This is a genomic window from Streptomyces sp. NPDC048192, from assembly GCF_043202415.1.
In the GTDB taxonomy this organism is placed as follows: Bacteria; Actinomycetota; Actinomycetes; order Streptomycetales; family Streptomycetaceae; genus Streptomyces.
This window is the reverse complement of sequence record NZ_JBIDAL010000017.1, coordinates 110,229-126,398: the sequence shown is the minus strand read 5'-3', so window position 1 is coordinate 126,398 and position 16,170 is coordinate 110,229. Positions and strand designations below refer to the sequence as shown.

At 70.1% G+C, this 16,170-nt stretch carries 14 protein-coding genes and 2 pseudogenes; 8 read left to right on the top strand and 8 right to left on the bottom strand.

Annotated elements, in window-relative coordinates:
• Window positions 1-144: 144 nt before the first annotated feature.
• The 3 genes from ACGFZN_RS31660 to ACGFZN_RS31650 all read left to right on the top strand — a co-directional run bounded on the left by ACGFZN_RS31660 (window position 145) and on the right by ACGFZN_RS31650 (window position 3,586).
• Window positions 145-1,404, top strand: coding sequence for a multicopper oxidase family protein (locus ACGFZN_RS31660; RefSeq protein ID WP_393861939.1), 1,260 nt, complete (start codon window positions 145-147; stop codon window positions 1,402-1,404).
• Window positions 1,405-2,237: 833 nt separating this feature from the next.
• A complete protein-coding gene (locus ACGFZN_RS31655) occupies window positions 2,238-2,468 on the top strand; it encodes a hypothetical protein (protein WP_393861869.1) in 231 nt (76 codons plus the stop codon).
• A gap of 950 nt (window positions 2,469-3,418) precedes the next feature.
• Window positions 3,419-3,586, top strand: a complete 168-nt coding sequence (locus ACGFZN_RS31650) for a hypothetical protein (RefSeq protein WP_393861868.1) — start codon at window positions 3,419-3,421, stop codon at window positions 3,584-3,586.
• Between the two features lie 228 nt (window positions 3,587-3,814).
• Here ACGFZN_RS31650 and ACGFZN_RS31645 read toward each other — a convergent pair whose 3' ends face one another.
• From ACGFZN_RS31645 to ACGFZN_RS31630, 4 genes are all read right to left on the bottom strand, one after another.
• On the bottom strand, window positions 3,815-4,951 hold the full coding sequence (locus ACGFZN_RS31645; protein ID WP_393861867.1) for an epoxide hydrolase family protein: 1,137 nt from the start codon (window positions 4,949-4,951) through the stop codon (window positions 3,815-3,817).
• Window positions 4,917-6,224, bottom strand: a complete 1,308-nt coding sequence (locus ACGFZN_RS31640; protein ID WP_393861866.1) for an MFS transporter — start codon at window positions 6,222-6,224, stop codon at window positions 4,917-4,919. Before ACGFZN_RS31640 ends, ACGFZN_RS31645 begins: the two co-directional genes overlap by 35 nt.
• Window positions 6,221-6,802, bottom strand: coding sequence for a TetR/AcrR family transcriptional regulator (locus ACGFZN_RS31635; protein ID WP_393861865.1), 582 nt, complete (start codon window positions 6,800-6,802; stop codon window positions 6,221-6,223). The genes ACGFZN_RS31640 and ACGFZN_RS31635 overlap by 4 nt, the downstream gene beginning before the upstream one ends.
• Window positions 6,803-6,872: 70 nt before the next feature.
• The gene (locus ACGFZN_RS31630; RefSeq protein WP_393861864.1) at window positions 6,873-7,076 is read right to left on the bottom strand and encodes a hypothetical protein; all 204 of its coding nucleotides are present in this window, start codon (window positions 7,074-7,076) and stop codon (window positions 6,873-6,875) included.
• Between the two features lie 306 nt (window positions 7,077-7,382).
• Between ACGFZN_RS31630 and ACGFZN_RS31625 the strand changes: the two genes are divergently transcribed.
• The 3 genes and pseudogenes from ACGFZN_RS31625 to ACGFZN_RS31615 all read left to right on the top strand — a co-directional run.
• Window positions 7,383-7,838 carry a histidine kinase dimerization/phosphoacceptor domain-containing protein gene (locus ACGFZN_RS31625; RefSeq protein ID WP_393861863.1) on the top strand — a complete coding sequence of 152 codons (456 nt, stop codon included), beginning with the start codon at window positions 7,383-7,385 and terminating at the stop codon, window positions 7,836-7,838.
• Window positions 7,808-8,500: a sensor histidine kinase gene (locus tag ACGFZN_RS31620; RefSeq protein ID WP_393861862.1), complete on the top strand. Its 693-nt coding sequence runs from the start codon at window positions 7,808-7,810 to the stop codon at window positions 8,498-8,500. The genes ACGFZN_RS31625 and ACGFZN_RS31620 overlap by 31 nt, the downstream gene beginning before the upstream one ends.
• A gap of 104 nt (window positions 8,501-8,604) precedes the next feature.
• Window positions 8,605-8,849: pseudogene (locus ACGFZN_RS31615) on the top strand (VOC family protein); the annotation flags it as partial.
• Between the two features lie 178 nt (window positions 8,850-9,027).
• On the opposite strand, the gene ACGFZN_RS31610 reads toward ACGFZN_RS31615, so the two are convergent.
• Together ACGFZN_RS31610 and ACGFZN_RS31605 are read right to left on the bottom strand one after the other, a co-directional pair.
• The gene (locus ACGFZN_RS31610; RefSeq protein WP_393861861.1) at window positions 9,028-9,801 is read right to left on the bottom strand and encodes an alpha/beta fold hydrolase; all 774 of its coding nucleotides are present in this window, start codon (window positions 9,799-9,801) and stop codon (window positions 9,028-9,030) included.
• Between the two features lie 1,107 nt (window positions 9,802-10,908).
• Entirely contained in the window at window positions 10,909-12,096 is a 1,188-nt protein-coding gene (locus ACGFZN_RS31605; RefSeq protein ID WP_393861860.1) for an MFS transporter, read from the bottom strand.
• Window positions 12,097-12,184: 88 nt separating this feature from the next.
• On the opposite strand from ACGFZN_RS31605, the gene ACGFZN_RS31600 reads away from it, so the two are divergent.
• Window positions 12,185-12,946, top strand: coding sequence for a DeoR/GlpR family DNA-binding transcription regulator (locus ACGFZN_RS31600; protein ID WP_393861859.1), 762 nt, complete (start codon window positions 12,185-12,187; stop codon window positions 12,944-12,946).
• A 156-nt stretch (window positions 12,947-13,102) separates the two neighbouring features.
• On the opposite strand, the gene ACGFZN_RS31595 is transcribed toward ACGFZN_RS31600, so the two are convergent.
• On the bottom strand, window positions 13,103-13,816 hold the full coding sequence (locus ACGFZN_RS31595) for an NAD(P)-binding oxidoreductase (RefSeq protein WP_393861938.1): 714 nt from the start codon (window positions 13,814-13,816) through the stop codon (window positions 13,103-13,105).
• Between the two features lie 339 nt (window positions 13,817-14,155).
• On the opposite strand from ACGFZN_RS31595, the gene ACGFZN_RS31590 reads away from it, so the two are divergent.
• Window positions 14,156-15,058 carry a fructosamine kinase family protein gene (locus ACGFZN_RS31590; RefSeq protein ID WP_393861858.1) on the top strand — a complete coding sequence of 301 codons (903 nt, stop codon included), beginning with the start codon at window positions 14,156-14,158 and terminating at the stop codon, window positions 15,056-15,058.
• A gap of 456 nt (window positions 15,059-15,514) precedes the next feature.
• Here ACGFZN_RS31590 and ACGFZN_RS31585 read toward each other — a convergent pair.
• Window positions 15,515-15,771 (bottom strand): annotated as a pseudogene (locus ACGFZN_RS31585) (fic family toxin-antitoxin system, toxin component); the annotation flags it as partial.
• Window positions 15,772-16,170 lie beyond the last annotated feature (399 nt).

The window sequence follows — 16,170 nt, the reverse complement described above, 5'->3', positions numbered from 1 at the left end:
GGCGGGGACGAATGAGGCCGTTCGGCTTCCGCGGCTCTCGCGGAAGGCGGACTACACGCTGCGGATCGCGACCGGTCAGGTCGAGCTCGCGCCGGGGTCGGTCGTCACCACCACGACGTACAACGGCGGCTTCCCCCCGGTCCGCTGCTGCGGTTCACCGAAGGCCGCCCGGTGGTGGTCGACGTGCACAACGACACCGGCACCCCCGAGCTGCTGCACTGGCACGGCCAGCGGGTTCCCGCCGACGTGGACGGGGCCGCCGAGGAGGGCACGCCGTACATCCCCGCGCACGGGATGCGGCGCCTGTCCTTCACCCCCGGCCCGGCCGGTTTCCGCTTCTACCACACCCATGTGGCAGCGCTCGGTGACCTGACGCGGGGCACTTACTCCGGTCAGGCCGGCCCGGTCTACATCGAGCCGAAGACGAACCCCGGTGCCTACGACCAGGAGGTGTTCCTGACGCTGAAGGAGTTCGAGCCCTCCCTCAGCCACGGCGGGGAAGAGACCCAGGCACCCCTCGCCGGTTCCCAGGTGCCGGACCTGAGACGCAGGGGCGAGCGGGCCATGGCCGACTCCCTGGCCCGGGGCATGCCGCGCGGGTACGAGGTCGGCTACCGCGCCTTCAGCGTCAACGGCCGCAAACTCGGCCACGGCGAGCCGATCAAGGTCGGGACCGGACAGCGCGTGCTGTTCCACGTCCTCAACGCCAGCGCCACCGAGATCCGCAGCCTCGCCCTGCCCGGCCACACCTTCCAGGTCGTCGCGCTCGACGGCAACCCCGTACCCCGCCGGGCCGACGTGCCGGTGCTGTGGATCGGGACCGCAGAACGCGTCTCGGCCGTGGTGGAGATGAACCACCCGGGTGTGTGGGTGCTGGGCGACCTGTCGGACGACGACCGGAACGCAGGCATGGGCACCGTGGTGGAGTACGCCGGCCGCGGCGGGGCCCCACAGTGGTCCGCGCCGCCCGCGTTCACTTGGGACTACCGTACCTTCGCCGGTTCAGGCTCCGCCGCCCGGCGGCCCGACCGCACCATCGACCTGCTGGTGGAGAAGCGCAACGCCGCCCAGAAGGGATTCAACGTCTGGCCCCTCAACGGCGTCCCGTTCTCCCTGGACGCCGACAAACCGGTGCTGGAGATCGAGCGCGGCAAGCGGTACCGGATGCGGCTGCGCAACGCCTCCGACGACATCCACCCCGTCCATCTGCACCGACACACCTTCGAGATCACGCACATCGCAGGCACCCCTACCAGCGGGCTGCACAAGGACGTCGTCATGCTCGGCGGCTACCAGACCCTCGACTTCGACTTCACCGCCGACCAGCCGGGGCTGTCCTTGTTCCACTGTCACCAGCAGCTCCACATGGACTACGGGTTCATGATTCTGCTGCGCTGCTCCTGACGCGGGGCGACTGCCGGCCGGGGCCCCGCCCAGGTGCATGGTCAAGGCCGAGCGCCGGTGCCGGGCATGCGGCCCCTGCCCGCGGTGCGTGCCCGGGGGGCTCACCCGTAAGAGGGGCCGCCCGCACGATCGGGCGGAAGAGGGCCGCTGTGCCGGCCACCGGCGGCACCCGGCAGTGGCACACCGCAAGCGGCGGCCCTGCGGACGGTTCGCCGTACGGACCGGGCCGGGAGCGTGAGCGCGGATTTGTCCCGCATCCCAGACCGCCGCCCCATATCCTTTCCCACCTCCAGGGATGCTGAGATCACCTTTGTTCAACTGACATTTCACCCTGCCGAGGAGCCTGATGATGAACCAGCGCCCGTCCAACTCCCGCCCGCTCTCGTCATCCGCCCGGATGAGTCCGCCCGGCCGTGTGCCCGCCCCACCGAGGACCTCGCCGCTCGCCCGTTCACCTCGTACGCGGCGCGCCCGTAACGACCACAGCCCCGTCCAGCCCAAGCGGCCGCCCGGGCTCTCAACGCAATCCCGGGCGGGCGCCGACACGACCGGGGCCCCGCACGGCTCCCTCCCCGACCTGGGCAGACGCCTGCGCCCAAAACAGCGTGCGTGGCGTTCCGCCGTGCCGCCTGAGGCAAGGCGCCACGCATGCGGCCGCCCGCACCGTGGTGACGTGGCGGCCCATGCCGCCCGGATCGAGTTCCCTGGCAGCACTCGTGGGCCCCGATCGCCCCGATCGGGCGTCTGGGGGGCCGTCATCGTCTTAGCTGCGGCGCGCACGAGCTGGGGGCAGCTCTGCAGCCATGGCGGAAGCCGGACGCTGGATAAAGGAAATGGACTCAGCCGGTATCGCCAGCACTCTCGGCCTCTATGCGGAGCGGGTGATCACCCCGCGCGGCTCACCCGCCCTGGCAGGCCTGGAGTTGATGACCGCGCTGCGCCCGCCCACCCGCCCGGTCCGGGATACGGCGACCGGGAACTGGGTGCCTGCCCCGAATCCCGGCTCGCTCGGACTGGAGCCGGTGGACCCGGCGCCCCCGGAAGCCGGTCCCGCTCACCCTTAACGAGGAGCCGTACGAGTGGGTCCAGAACAGTGACCTGCTGACCGATGAAGAGCGTCGCCTGCCGCTCGCGGTGGGCGTGGAGGTGAACGCACCGCTCCTCGCGGCCGCCTCCCGGCTGCCGGTGGGCTTGTCGGCGCCCGAACATGTCGTGGCCCCCCGTTCGCCCCCAGGATCCCGGGTTCCTGGCTGGTTGACCTCTCCCACGTCGAGGTGGATCCCCGTATGCCCAGCCCGTCACCCCGACCGGATCTCGCCCCGCCCCAGCCCGCCGGTTTCCTGGGTCCTGCCCCAGGCGTGGTCCGGCTGAAGGGCGTCCGTCCGATGCCCTGGGCGGTCGGGCTCATGGAGCAGGGACAAAGCCCCGCCTGCCACATTCAGGACGGTGACCCGGCCCTCGACCAAGGCGAATAGATCCATCTTTCGTGACCGGCTCAGCTCGGGCCAGGGCCAGCATGCAGACGACGGGCTGCGAGCATCACGGTCGGACAGCCCCGGCCGGGCACCGGCCAGCCGGCAGACGAGCGTGGTGGTGAGGTGTTGTCAGCTCACTCCGAGCTTGTGCAGGGCGGTGGTCCAGTCGGTGGCGACCGCCTTCTGTGCCGTGACGAGTGTCACCCTGCCCGTGCAGACGGCGGTGTACAGCTGTGGGGTCGGTGGCCCGGGCCGGGCTCTTCCGCCCCCGGTTCCGGGGGGGGGGGCGTTTAGATCGCCGCCCAGCTCGAGGCTGCACGTGGGATCCGGCAGCGGTTCCCCGCTTTCGGTGCGGTAGTGGCAGCTGCCCGGCGCGGGCTGCTGCTGGACCCGCTAGACCTTCTGCGGGCCCGGCCCGACGGGCAGTGCGCCAACTGAACAGGGAGTGGGCGGAGGCCACCAATGCCACCCGGCGGGCGGTGAACCTGGGCGGCTGGACCCTCTGGGACTAGCCGGGCCGCACCTACACCTTCCACCACGTGTGGCTCCAGGGCCGGGCCACGGTCCGCGTCCACACCGGCTACGGCCGTGACCCCCGCACCGACGTCTACCAGGACCGCGGACGCGAGGTGTGGGACGACCGCGGTGACACCGCGACCCTGCGCAACGACCGCCGGGTTCGTCGACGCCGTCTCCTGGGGACATGACCGCGACCTCCGCGGCGGCGACCGCGACCACCGCAGCGGGCACCGTCACTGACCTGCCGGCCGGGTACTGACACCGCTCGCGGAACCGGACCCGGACACGCGCAGGGTGCCGTCTTCTCCGTACACCCCGACCGTCCCACAGTCCAGCCGTCCAGGACTACCGCCAACTGACCGCTGCCCGGAGGGCCGACGTCACAGTGGTGCGGGGAGCCGGTTCACGAAGTGACTTCAGGGACGGTGGGCCCGCAAGAACTCGGTGATGTCGTGGGCCAGCAGGTCGGGTTCCTCGTGGGCGGCGAAGTGTCCGCCGCGGGGCATGTGTGTGTAGCGGGTGATGTTGTAGGTGCGCTCGGCCCAGCTGCGTGGCGGCCGGCTCAGGTCGGCGGGGAACAGGGCGACGGCCGTGGGGACGGTGACCCGCTCCACGCGCCGGGTCAGGCCGTGGGCGTACTCGTAGTAGGGCCGGAAGGAGGTGGAGATCGTGCCGGTGAACCAGTAGAGGGAGGCCTGGGTGAGGAGGAAGTCGTCGCTGAAGCGGGCTGAGAGGTCACCGCCGCAGTCGCTCCACGCCCGGTACTTCTCGACGAGCCAGGCGAGCAGCCCGGCGGGCGAGTCCGCCAGGCCGTGGCTCAGGGTGAGGGGGCGGGTGCTCTGCTGGTGCTGGTAGCCGCCTTCTTGCGTCTGCCAGGCTGCCACGGATTCGAGGTGGGCCCGCTCCTGCGGGGTGAGGGTGGCGGGGTCGTAGGCGGCTGGGGCGGCCACGGCCAGCAGGTGGATGCCGACGACTGCCTCGGGGTGGGCCTCGGCGAGCCGGGAGGTGATGCCGGCGCCCAGGTCGCCGCCGTGCGCGGCATAGTACTCGAAGCCGAGTTCGTCGTGCATGAGCCGGTGCCAGAGGTGGTGCGTCTGCTCCTTGTCGGTCAGTTCGGGCCGCTGCGGTGAGAACGCGAATCCGGGCAGTGAGGGGACGATCACGGTGAAGGCGTCGGCCGGTGAGCCTCCGTGGCGAGAGGGGGCGGCCAACCGCTCGGCGAGGGCGGTGAGTTCGAGGAAGGAGCTGGGCCAGCCGTGTGTGAGGAGGATCGGCAGCGCGTCCGGGTGTTCGCCGTCGAAGCGGAGGTAGTGCACGGGTGTTCCGTCGAGGTCGGCGAGGTGTGAGGGGAGGGCGTTGATGGCGGCCTCGTGGACTCGCCACTCGTAGCCGCCGGCCCAGTACGCGACTAGGCGGCGGAGTTCCGCCGTGTCGGTACCGGCCTCCCAACCGTCGACCGGCCAGGGCTCGGCCCATCGCGTGCGTTCCAACCGGTCGCGGAGCTCAGTCAGTTCGGCGTCACTGACCGCGATCAGGGGCGCATTGTTCGGCATCGGGTTCTCCTTGGCGTGCTCGGGGCCTCGGCGTGACGGGGGTGGTGTTCTGGGCCGGTGCGCGGGAAATCAGCGGGTCGGGGCGGGCGGTGCTGGCGAGGGGAACGGACCCCGCCATGAAGACCGCGACGACGAGCAGGGCGGGTGCGAGTGCGGTGTGGCCGGCGAGGAATCCGATCAGGGGAGGACCGCCGACGAAGCCGCAGTATCCGATCGAGGTGATGACACCGACCCGGTCGGCGGCACGGACGGGTTCATCGGCACCGGCGCTCAGCGTGACGGGGAAGCCGAGCGCCGCGCCTGTTCCCCACAGCACTACACCGGTGAAAGCCGTCCAGGAGTTCGGCCCGAGCGCGAACAGGACGACACCGGCGGCGGTGGCAGCGGCGGCTGCCCGCAGGGCGCCGGGCCGGCCCAGCCGGTCGACGATCGCCGGCCCGAGCCAGCGGCCGAGCGTGAGCGCGGCGAGGAACGTGGCGTACGCCAGGGTCCCGAGGGTGGCCGTGGTGTGGTGGCGGTCGCTCACGGTGAGGCTTATCCAGTTGCTGCCCGCCCCTTCCGCCACCGTGAAGGCCAGTGCGATGAGACCGATGACGACCGTGCGGGGGTCGCGCCACGGGGTCCGCCCCGAGCGGTCCGCCTTCGCCTGTGGCGCACCGGTCCCGCCGGGTGCGGACCCAGGGAGGAAATGCCGGGCGGCCGCAGGCGTCACGAGGGCGATGAGCAGGGCGATCCCGCCGATGTGGAGACTTACGGGGACCTGCCACGCAGTCATCAGCGCACCGAGACAGGCGCCGGCGACCGTACCCAGACTGAACCCGGCGAAGAAGCGGGGCATGAGCGATCGGCCGAGCCGTTGTTCGACGGCAGCGGCGTGGACGGTCACCGCGACGTCCCAGAAGCCCGTGGTCGTGCCCAGCAGAAAGAGCCCGGCCACCAGCAGCGGCGCCCGGAGGGCGTACCCGAGCGCCACGGCACCGAGAGCGACGCCGACCAGTACGGCCACTGCGGTGACGGTCCGGCGGGGTCCGACACGTGTGACGACCGCTCCGGCCAGCGGCAATGCCACCACACCGCCGACGGCCATCATCAGGAGCACGAACCCCAGCGATGCCGGATCCCAGTCCACCCGTGCCCGTATCTGCGGCAGCCGGGACGCCCAGGTCGCCCCGGCGAGTCCCAGACCGGCGAAGACCGCGTGCGTCGACCTGACCGCGGCAGCGGTCTCTCGCCGCCGCGGCTCGGGGGCGACGACCGCGTACACGTGCCTCATCCGGCGACCGGTGCGAGGGCCTGCACGATCGCCGCTCGCGTCGCCTCCCGCGGCTCCTGCTCCGTCGCGAGGAGGGCATGCATGATCAGCCCTTCCAGCAACGCGTCCAGACGGCCGGCGGTCTCCGACCCGGTGAAGCGGGCCAGAACAGCGCGGCTGTCCCTGGTCCACTTCTGTGTCAGGGCGCGCAGAGCGGGATCGCGCAGAGCCGCGAGGTGCAGCTCGAAGCCCAGGACGGCGCTGCGGCGCCGGGACGGTCCCCCTTGGACAAGCTCCACCAGGACCCCGATCAGGTCCTCGCGCGTCTTCACCTCCGTGAAGAGGCCCTCGAACTCCGCGGTCCGCTGTTCTACGTACCAGGCGAAGGCCTGTTTCTGAAGCTCGGCCAGGCTCGCGAAGTGGTAGGTGACCGACCCCAACGGCACGTCCGCACGTGCGGCAACCTTCCGATGCGTCATACCGGCCGCCCCGTCCGTCACGAGCACGTCGAGCGCGGCGTCCAGGATGCGCGTTCTGCGCTCCGGGTCATGCCGACGAACACGCCGCCCTTCGCCTGCCGGGAGTTCCGCCTCGTTCATAAGAACAAACGTACACTACTTAAGAACAGATGTACGCATCCAGGCAGGTGCGATCAATAGAGATCCGGCGTCAGCTCGTGTCGTCGAGCCAGTCGAAGACGCGCGCCATCGCCAGACGGAGAGCGCCGGGGGGCCAGTGGGCGTCGCCGCCCTCTTCCTCGGTGAACGTCAGAAGCTTCTTCGGTGCTGTCAGGTGCCGGTACAGCTTGCGCGGATCGGAATCCTCGTTGGCGTCCGAGGGCGGGATCGAGAAGTTCGTCCATGCGGGGCGCAACGGAGACGCCCGTCGGTCCCGGCAAGGGCGGTCATCACGTCGAACCAGGCGTCGATGGCGAACAGCGGGGCAGTCGCGGAGGCCATCGGAGCCAGGTAGGTCGATCGGGAACGCAGCAGGACGGCTGTCGCAATCAGCCCCGACACCGCCAGCACGTCGAGTCCTATCCAGGTACTGGACCAGTCGCGGGCCTCGGCGTGGCCGTGTGGGGCAGCCCCCCATCGGGAAGGCCCAGACGACAAGGGAACGGGCTGGCTGCTCAGCACCCTCGCAACGATAAGCCTGGCGGTTGCCGGGGCTGGCAGCGTGCCGCTGGCGCGCGTCCGACGCCGCTACCGCTGGATCCTGGAGGACCGGCGCTGGCTGCTGGAGCGCGAGCGAGAGACCGCCGCCCGTACGGCCGTAGCGGCCGAGCGTGCCAGGATCGCCCGCGCCCTGCACGACATCGTCAGCCACAAGATCAGCCTTATGGTCGTTCAGGCGACGGCCGCCCGCGAGGTACTGGCCGTTCTGCCGGACCCGGCGGAGACCGCACTGGAGGCGGTCGAGGGTGCCGGCCGTGACGCGATGACGGAACTGCGCCCCCTGCTGGGCCTGCTGGCGCCGTCACCGGAGGCGACCACGCCACCGGGCACAGCGAAGGGGACCTGTCCGGGCTCGCACCGCAGCCGAGCCCGAGCCGACTCGGCACCCTTGTCGACCGGGTCGCGTTCGCCGGCCTGCCGGCCGCGGTGCGCATCTCCGGTGAACCGCGACCGCTGACGCCCGGCATCGACGTCACCGCCTACCGGATCATCCAGGAGGCGCTGACGAACACGCTCAAGTACGCCGACGGCGGCACGGCGACCGTGACCGTGCGCTATGCCGACCATGGCCTGCGGGTCGAGGTGCTCAACAGCGGACCGAACGTGCTGTCGGCCGACGCCGTGAGCACGGGTCGTCATGAGCGCAAGGACGACGGAGCAGGGCGCCGTCTGATCGGTCTGCGCGAGCGCGTCGCCGTCTACGGCGGCCACTTCAATGCCCGCCGCCGGATCGGCGGCGGCTACCGTGTGCGAGCCTGCCTCCCGCTTTTGCTTGAGCATGGGACAGGTGCCGCACACCGAACTCCGCGCACTGTCATCGGTGACGCGGGCGTTGTGCGCCTGATCGAGCTCACGCGGGGCCGTTGCGGCGGTGTGCCGTCAGCTCAGCCCGAGCTGTTGCAGGGTGGTGGTCCAGTCGGTGGCGATCGTCTTCTGTGCCGCGGCGAGTGTGATCTTGCCGGAGCAGACGGCGGTGTGCAGCTGAGCTTCGACGGGGTCCTTGCGGTCGTTGACGCCGCCGTGGGTTCGGTGGCCGGGGTCGGGTTCTTCGATCGAGAGGTTGCGGGGGTCGTTGGCGTCGCCCCCCAGTTCAAGGCTGATGAGGTGATCGAATTCTGAGCTACCGAGTTGGCCGGTGTAGCCGTAGAAGGCGGCGTTGAGCCTCTGGCAGCATCCGGAGCTGCTGGGCGTCCCCGACCTGATCCACGACGTCGCACGTCTCCAGCACCAAGACGGTCCCCCTGCCGCCCCGGGCTCTGCCCGTCCGGCGGACAACCACAGCGTGATCACCGAGTTCCTCGTCGACGACGTGGACCGCGTTCACCAGAACCTGACCGGCTTCGTCACCGACTTCGCCACCGGGCCCACCACGATGCCCTGGGGCCTCCGGTCGCTGCTGTTCCGCGACCCCAGGCAACTGGTCAATTTCACACCCCCGACCCCGGCGGCCATCGAGAAGTTGGCACGTCGACGCCACGCACAGCCGTTCACCCCACAAGCCCTGAGCTCCGAGACCCCGCGGCGCATGCGTCCACATCCAGGGCGGTCGGCCGCCGCCATCACGCGCCGGCCGCAGGTCCGCGCCGGCGGCGCCGCCCGGGTACCGCCCGATCAGAGACCCGAGCCGCCCGCAGTCGGACGGCCAGCTACTTGATGCGCCCGTTGCTCCCACTGGTTCCCGGCCGCGGAGTGGAGCCGGCCGCGTTCGCCGCCTTCAGGATGAGATCGGCGACGGCGTCGGGGTGGGCGATGAGAGAGACATGGCAGGAGTTGATCTCCACTGTGTGGGAGTGGGCCCTCTTGGCTTCGAAGCGCTCCTGCGCGGGAGTGATGGTCATGTCCTGACGACCTATCAGGGCCCAGGACGGAATGTCCTTCCACGCGGCGACCTCGGCCTTCTCCGAGAACGCGGTCGTGGCCGCCGGCCGCTGGGTGACACCCAGGAGGTACGCCTGAGCCGCCGGCAGGCAGGCGGCGAAGACGGGCTGCACCTTGCTCCGCTTGAGGTAGAGGTCGGTGCCGCTCATGTCACCGGTGCGGTACGGCACCGAGTCGGTGGCGGTGGCCAGGGCGCTCGGGAAACGGGCGGACAGCGACATGCCGCTCTCGCCGACGTCGGGCATCAGCGCGTTGATGTACACCAGGGACTTCACCTGGGCATTGCCCGCGGCGGCCGAGCTGATGACGGCACCTCCGTAGGAGTGGCCGGCCAGCACGATGGGACCTTTGACCGACTTGAGCACCGAGGCGATGTACGCGGCGTCACTGTGCAGGCCCCGCAACGGGTTGGCCGGAGCCATCACCGTGTAACCGCGCCGCTCCAGCCGCTCGATCACCCCGTTCCAGCTGGAGCCGTCCGCGAACGCGCCGTGGACCAGGACGATGGTCGGCGCGCCGCCGCCCGTCCCGCTTTGCGCCACGGCCGGCGCCGTGGGCACGGCACACAGGACGGCAGCCGCGCACCCCGCCGCTGCAATGCGTCGACGCCGGCTGTCCAGCAGCGCGCCGCGTATGGCAGATACCGTCATGCCCGTCTCGCTTTCACTCGGAGTTCACGGCAACACCGTTCACGATGCGGCTTGCACAGGCTCGGCGAGCTCGCCCGAGCGGGTGACCGGAACGAAGCATTCGAGTGACACTCGCACCCTCCCCACAACGGCTCACACCCGACCGCGGCCATTGCCACCCTGTCGGACGCACACGATCACTCTTCTGCCCAGCCGGAGGAGGACCCCTGAGCGGGGCTGCCTACGTGCCTTGGGGCGTGGTGCCGGCCATGGCTCCTCCAGCGGCGGCGGATTGCACACGCCGCCGTCCTGAACGGCCGGGGTCTGCGTTTGCCTGTACGGCAGCACGCCGGCGTACAGGCCGTCCGGCATCGGCAGCACCTCGTCGTACGCGCGAGCGGCAGCACCACCGCTGAGGAGGCGTCGGGGGTGCGGGCGAAGCGCAGGATCCACGGGCGGCTTGCACAGCCGGTCGGCGGCTGGCTGCTGTGCGGGATCCGCCCACCCTCGGGCGCCAGTGGCAAGACCTCCCGCACGTCGGCAACACTCACGATGTGTCTCTCCTTGATGCGATTGATGATGGTCTGACTGGCGGGCATGCCCCCCGCCGACGTTTTCCGGAACACCGACGGGACGGGCGTCCAGGGGATGCGGCCCTGACCCGAAGCGGCCGCCATAGGGGTGCATCAGGGAGGAGGTCCGCGCCAGCACCAAGGCGAGGACGGTGCTAGCAACGGCCGTCACCTACAAGGCAAGCCCGGTGATGATCTTCAGAGTTGTTCGCCTGGCGGGGCTGGCCGTCCAGCTGTTCCTAGTGGCGGCACAGGGCAGTGAGGCAGCGGGCGAGCCTGCGCGCCACGGCGCACGGACCGCAGGCGTCCACCCGTCACCGACCCGGAGCTTCCTGTTTGCCTCGTCAACGCAGGAGAGCGCGCAGTACCGGCGCACACTGTCCTTGGGCAACAGCCTCCGAGGCAGGAAGCCTGCGCGGAGCGCGGTCAGGTCGCTCCGCGCAGGCGGTCATGAGGTCAGCTCGACCGCGCGCGCCCGGTCTGGCGAGGGGCGCACGATTCCGGCCGCGGCGGCGGCTGTCGCGCAGAGCAGGGCGGGGAGCAGGAAGGTGTAGTTGAGCGCCATGAGGTGGGTCATCCAGCCGATGACGGCGGGGCCTGCGAGCATGCCGATGTAGCCCAGCCCGGCGACCCGGGAGACGTTGGTGCCCGCGGCCGTGGGGTCGGTGTGTCCGGCGGCGCTGAACAGTTGCGGGATGCAGCCGGACAGGCCCAGGCCGAACAGTGCCCAGCCGGTCAGCGCCGACCAGATCCAGGGCGATAGGGCCACGATGGTGATACCGGCGGCGGCCAGGGCCGCGCCGTGCCGCAGGACGGCGACCGGCCCGAACCGCCCGGAGATCCGGTCCGCCAGCAACCTGCCGATGGTCATGGACGCCGCGTAAGCCCCGTAGGCGAAGGCGGCGGTGCTCTCCGGCGCGTCAAGGACGGACTTGAGGTGCAGGACGCTCCAGTCGTTGGCGGCTCCCTCGCACAGCATGACCAGCAGAGCCAGGACGGCCAGGAGCCAGATCCGGCTGGGTACAGCGCGCTTGCGCCCCGCGGGGCCGCCCTCGGTTCCGGCTGCGGGGGCAGGGGACGCGGGGGGTAGGAGACCGCGAGCCGACACCAGGGAGACGGTGAGGCCGACGCCCGCGGCGGTGCCCAGTGTGGTGGCCGGCCCCCAGCCGATGTCGATGGCCACGGCGCCGGCGAGCGCGGCCAGGACACCCCCGACGGAGAACGTGGCGTGGAAGGCGGACATGACCGGTCGCTCGTACGCCTTCTCCACCTGCACGGCGTGTGCGTTCATGCTGACGTCGAGGGTGCCGTTTCCGAATCCGAAGAGCATCAGGGCCGCTGCGAGGGCCCACGGTTCCTGGGCGAGACCCGGCAGCACCAGGGTTGCACTGCATAGCGCTCCTGCAAGCGGTACGACGGCGCGTGTACCGAAGCGGTCGGACAGACGCCCGCCGATCTGCATGCCGGCGAAGGCCCCGGCGCCCAGCAGGACCAGGAACCCGCCGAGGGCCGCATGGCCGATGCCCACGCGTTCCTCGATGGCCGGGATCTGCACCACCCACATGCCCAGCAAGGTGCCATTGACTACGAAATAGACGAATGTCACAACACGGGACACCCGCAGCGCTCTCTCCATGCAGCCATCGTAACGAACAAAAGTTGTGTTTGTAAGGTCGAACTTCGAACACCTCCGTTGTTTAGTACGAGTGGTGTTGAATCTCGGTATGAGGACCGTGGAACGTCACCGAATGATCACGCAGGCCGTCCAGGAAGCAGGTACGGCCACTGTTACCGAGCTGGCCGACCTGACGGGGGCCTCGGAGATGACCATCCGTCGCGATTTGGACCACTTGGCCGCGCAAGGCGTCCTCGAACGGTTCCGCGGCGGCGCGCGCACCCTCCTCCTGCGGGGAGACGAGCCCCCCTTCGCGTTGCGCGCCCACGAGGCCGTCGATGCCAAGCGCCGCATCGCAGCTGAGGTTGCCTCACTCATCAACAGCGGGGAGACCGTCCTGCTCGACAGCGGCACAACGTGTCTGGAAGTCGCGCGCACGCTGCGCGGACGTCACATCACGGTGATGCCCCTGTCACTGCAGGCGATCGACGTGCTCAGCAGCGCACCGGAACCGACGTCACTGCTGGTCCCCGGCGGCCGACCCCGCGCCGGCGAAGGAGCCCTCACCGGGCCCCTCACCCTCGCCTCGCTGTCGGCGCTGCGCTTCGACACCGCCGTCCTCGGCTGCTGCGGCTTGACCGCCGACGACGGTATGACCGCCTACGACCTCGAAGAAGCAGCGGTGAAAAAGGCGGTCGTCGCCTCCGCACGTCGCGTCATCGCCGCCGCCGACGGCAGCAAACTCGGCCGCACCACCCACGCCTACGTCGGCCCCTCCACCTTGGTGGACGTCCTCGTCACCGACACCACCGCACCCGCCGATGAAATCACCGCACTCGAAAACAGCGGCAGCATGGTCAGGATCGTCTGAACCGGGCTACCGACCACGCTCAGTCATCGACGCCGTGTCAGCAGACAATGAGCACGCCGTCGGTCGTAAGCGCCGCTGGTACGCGCGATCGAGCCGGGCCGGGCTGCCGGCCAGTACGCGAATGCAGCCGAAGACCTGCCGCACCCCCGGTAGGAGTCAGCCGCGGACGTTCGCGCGGACCGCCTCTTCGATGGGTGTCGACCCGCTGTTGAGTTCGAGGATCTGCCGGTCGATCCGGGGCTCATGCAGCAGCTCAGCAAGGGTGGCGGCCACGTCGTCGCGAGTGATCTCACCGTGGAGCTCCGCCGGCCCGAGAGACACGGTGCCGCTTCCCGGGCCGTCGAGAAGGAGCGACGGACGCACGATCAGCCAATTCAGATCACTGCGGCTGACCGCTACGTCTGCCCCCTTCTTCACGGCGAAGTAGTACTCGACCTCGTCACCGAGATTGCGTTCCCGCCATGACTCCGGAAGCACCGACACCAGCACAAAACGCTCCACACCAGCGAGACCCGCCGCCTTCATCGCCTTCACGACCCCGTCGCCGTCGATGGCTTTCGTGACCTCCTTGCTGCCGCCATTCGACCCGGCACTGAAAACGATCACATCCACGTCGCCGGACACCGCCGCCAGTTCTTCCACCGTCATACCAGCAAGATCACCCACTCGCGCCTCACACCCTGCGCGGCGAGTTCGGCCTGCTGCTCGCCCCGGCGAACGAGCCCATACACGGCGTCTCCCCGACAGCGCAGTCTCTGTGCCAGCAGACCACCGATGCCGCCGGTGATGCCAATGATGAAGACGTCCACGTGCGATGCTCCCTTCTCTCCCGATGCAAACCTTCGACCCCGCCAGCGAGACAGCGCACACGAGCGACAACCCCGTCCGCGGATATTCCCGGCACACGGAGATCCTTCATCCGATGCGTCACGGAGCCACTCAGGTGTCCGGCAAGAGGACCGCCTTGATGTCGCGACCGCCCCCAGCGAGCCAAGTACCATTCGGAGTCGACCTTTTCCTCGGTCTCATCTGCGGCCCGGCTCCCTGCGGCACCATTGGCCGTCGCCACCATCGACCCGCCCGCCGTTCCCTCCTCCCACGTCCAGGCATACTGGCGCTCGGTGCCGCCCTGGCCCGGGAGCCGGCTGAGCGGGCCGCGGGCTCGGCCCTGATCGCCATGATGCGTGACCAGCAGAGAGGGGCACACTTGTGACAGACACGACGTCCTTCCTGCTCGAACGCCTGCACGCGGCCGGCCTGACCGACGTGCTCGCGGTCGAGCCGGCCAATGGAGGCTTCGCCGCGACCGCGGGGCTCGCGCAGCGCGGTGACGGCACGTCGGTGTTCGTCAAGGCGTTCGGCGAGCCGCCGTCGGACGACGCCTTCGCCGACGAGGCGGAAGGGCTCAGTGCGCTGCGCGAGGCAGGCGGCGTCTCCACGCCCGAGGTCATCGTCGCGGACCGCGATCTGCTGGTGCTGTCCGTGCTGCAGCCGCGGCCAGACACCGAGGTCTTCTGGGAGCAGCTCGCGCATGGGCTGGCCCACCTGCACACCACCACGCGGTACCCCCGATTCGGTTGGCACCGGGACAACTGGCTGGGCCGTCGTCGGCAGGTCAACACCTGGAAGGGCGACGGGTTCGAGTTCTTCGCCCAGCACCGTCTGCTGCGCTGGCTCGACGAGCCACGCGTCCAGGAGGCGCTCGACGCTGCGGATCGGGCAGCGCTGGAGCGGCTGTGCGACCGGCTGCCCGAGCTCCTGCCGGTCAGGCCCGCGTGCCTGACGCACGGCGACCTATGGGCGATGAACGTCATGGCCACCAACGACGGGCGGCCTGCGCTGATCGACCCTGCTGTGTCGTACATGTGGGCCGAGGTGGACCTGGCCCACCTGTGGACGACGGCACCGCCGCCCGAGGCCCGCGTGTTCTTCGGCCTGTACGCCGAGTTGACCGGGCTCGACCGCGGCTGGCGCGAACGCATGCCCATCCTCCAGCTACGCCAGCACCTGGCCGTGATCGCCCAGTTCGACCCCGACTGGGGCGCCGCCGACCTCGTGCGCGCCACGCTCGCCCCGTTCCGGAAGCGGCCCTCGACCCAGCTGAATGCCTGAACCGGGTCGTGAAGCGGCTCGCATCGTCTCGGTGTCATGCTGTGAGGGGCGAGCGGTCTGGTCACACTTCCCCCTGTCGCTATGAACCCTTGTGACCAAACAGCCGTTGTTCCGACTGGCCGGTGAGGGACGGCTCATGTCCAGGCCGGCGAAGCGGGTGCAGCGGTATGGACTACATGACTCAGCTGGCTGACTTCCAGGCAGGGCAAGTGCCTCAGCAGAGCCGGCTCCGGGCTCGAGGCCGCGAGCGACAGGGCGCGCGATGAGAGGCGGCACTCGCCGCAGAGCGCACGCGGTGCCGGCGAAGTGCTCCGAATTCCGGCACCACTCCATGAAGCCAGACCTGCCGTCACCAACGGCAGCCTGTTGGCGCTATCATTCCGGCCCCCGGTGATGGCGCGCCGACGCCGGTGGGGGCACAGGCTTTGGTTGCGCGGTGTGCTGGGCGGATGGGGGTCAAGTGGTGGTCCAGTCGCGCAGCTGACGGGCGATCCGGAGGACGCCGCATGCTCCGGAGGCTGCGCGCGCACGAGCGCGACGGCCGCCTTGGGGGAGTAGTCGAGTTCCCGGGCGTTGAGGAGCAGGTAGGCCTCAGACGCGTGCCAGGCGAAGGCCTCGTTGGAGTGCTCCAGGCACGGAAGTTTCGCCAGGGTCTGCAGCAGGGCCGCGGCCTTGAGGTACAAGGATCTGTAGATGTCGCGGCGTGCCCTCGCTCCTGGCCCTCGATCTCCCGCAGCGCGTCCAGCTCGGCCGCACGCTGCCCGGCGCCGGGATCCAGGGTGCTGGGCTCGGCCGCGAAGGCGGCGCCGCTGCGGTTCCTGGATGCCTTGAAGCCCCCAGGAACCGCTGCTCCACGGCGGTCGCGCGGTCGTAGGCGGCCGACAAGGTGTACTCGCATGCTCACCCCCGCCTGCTTGGCCGCTCCCGCGATCGTGGCCCGCTCGAAGGGTCGGGGCAAGCACAGACTCATCGCTTTGGGATCCCTCTTGGTATCTGCGGTATCAGCGATGCCACACCGCGCCTCGGAGAAGAGCGAACACAGGCAGGGCAGTGCTCCCGGGACCCGCGTGGCTGGCAGGCGCCACGGCCCCGCGCGGCCCGGCGGACCCTCA